This is a genomic window from Sphingobium sp. (assembly GCF_003248505.1).
GTDB lineage: Bacteria > Pseudomonadota > Alphaproteobacteria > Sphingomonadales > Sphingomonadaceae > Sphingobium.
The window spans coordinates 1-1,780 of the sequence record NZ_QFOA01000166.1; the positions used below are offsets into that span (position 1 = coordinate 1).

Below are 1,780 nucleotides of genomic sequence, written 5' to 3' on the forward strand. Positions count from 1 at the left end.
CAGAGCTATCTGGAGCATCCTGGCGGCATCTTCTTCACTAATCGCGCCATCCGACCCGCTGAAGAATATCGATGCCTCATGCCGGGCGACCAGTTCGGCGGCTTCGCGATAGAAGCTGATATTTTCCGGAGGAAAGCCCTGTTCCTCGACAAATCCCGCTTCCCGTATCTTTCCCCATATTTCCACAAGTCGCGCATCGGTCAGGCTGAGGCTGCAACCGCTCTCGGTCGGCAAAAGCGTCAGCATCCCCATGGCCTCGAACGCACGGGCATCGCGTTCGGCGCGGGGATAGCGTTCGGAAAGGCTTTGCAACGAGACCGATGTCGGTTGCTCCAGTCCGAAAGAGCGTGACAGCAAAGCCTCGAGGTGACTGTAAGCCGATGCGGGGCCTGGGCGTTCGAGCGCCTCCCCCGACAGAGCGGATCTGATCTCCTTGAGCGTCATGCGCGAAGTCTGTTGCAAATGCCTGATCGTGGCGATGCCGCTGACGTGACCCTCGTCATATTCCGCAGCATTGCGCGCTGGGCGCTGTGGCTCGGGTAGCAGGCCTTCACGGATCATGATCCGTATGACCTCGCGATCAACACCGGTCCGCTCTTCTAGTTCGCGCATCTTCATGTCGACTACCTAAGCGCGTGACCGCGTTCGGCGCAAATGTTTCGGATCAACGCCCGCGTTGAAAGTTCTTGCACGGTATTTTTCGTGCGTGTAAAGAACACGCATGGCCCGGGAACGGCTGGGCGTGTTGAGTTAAGGAGAGCGATCTTGGCTACGATGCCTGAACATGTCCCTGAAGCGATATCGCGTGCTCGCGCCCCTCGCCCGGACCATATTCCCGATCAGTATGTGCATGAAATCGACATGTATGCACTCGAAGGCATCGAGCAGGGCTATCACGAGGCCTGGAAGAATATTCCCAAGCCGAACATGCCCGATCTCATCTGGACCCCCTTTACCGGCGGTCACTGGATCGCGACCAATGGGGATACTGTCCGCGAGGTCTACAGCGATCCTACCCGCTTCTCCAGCGAAGTCATTTTCCTGCCGAAGGAAGCTGGCGAAAAGTACGAGATGGTCCCGACCCGCATGGACCCGCCCGAGCATACGCCTTACCGCAAGGCGCTCGACAAGGGCCTGAGTCTTGCCCAGATTCGCAAGGTGGAATCGAAAGTCCGCGAGGTCGCGGTCGATCTCATCGACAGTTTCGTGAGCCGGGGCGAATGCGATTTTTCGGCTGAATATGCCAACGTCTTCCCCGTACGGGTCTTCATGGCGCTGGCAAATCTGCCTGAAAGTGACGTGCCGACACTCAGCCGCTTCGCCAAGATGATGACCCGCCCGGAGGGCAATACGCCCGAGGAAATGGCGAAGCATCTGGAAGAGGGAAACAATGGCTTCTTCGCTTATGTCGAACCCATCATCCAAGCGCGCCGGGGGCAGGAAGGCGAAGATCTTATCACCGTCATGGTGAATGCCGAGATCAATGGCGAACGGATCAGCCACGACAAGGCGCTTGGTCTCATCTCGCTGCTCTTGCTGGGTGGACTCGACACGGTCGTAAACTTCCTCAGCTTCATGATGATCCACCTTGCGAAGAACCCGCAGGTAGTCGAGGAATTGCGTGCTGACCCGCTAAAGCTGATGCGCAGCGCGGAAGAAATGTTTCGTCGTTTTCCGGTGGTTGAGAACGGCGGTGCAAAATTAGACCACGGTAGCGGCGGCGAAGTGCTGCTGCGGGCGGCGTAAAAGTCGTCCACTTTTTCCCTTTTCGCGATGCTGG

At 57.9% G+C, this 1,780-nt stretch carries 2 protein-coding genes; one reads left to right on the top strand and one right to left on the bottom strand.

Annotated features, from left to right (window positions below; genetic code table 11):
- On the bottom strand, positions 1-618 hold a 618-nt coding region (locus DI606_RS20105), incomplete at its 3' end, for a MerR family transcriptional regulator (RefSeq protein WP_293985785.1).
- Positions 619-654: 36 nt separating this feature from the next.
- On the opposite strand from DI606_RS20105, the gene DI606_RS20110 reads away from it, so the two are divergent.
- The gene (locus DI606_RS20110; protein ID WP_367119509.1) at positions 655-1,746 is read left to right on the top strand and encodes a cytochrome P450; all 1,092 of its coding nucleotides are present in this window, start codon (positions 655-657) and stop codon (positions 1,744-1,746) included.
- The last annotated feature ends 34 nt before the right edge of the window (positions 1,747-1,780 follow it).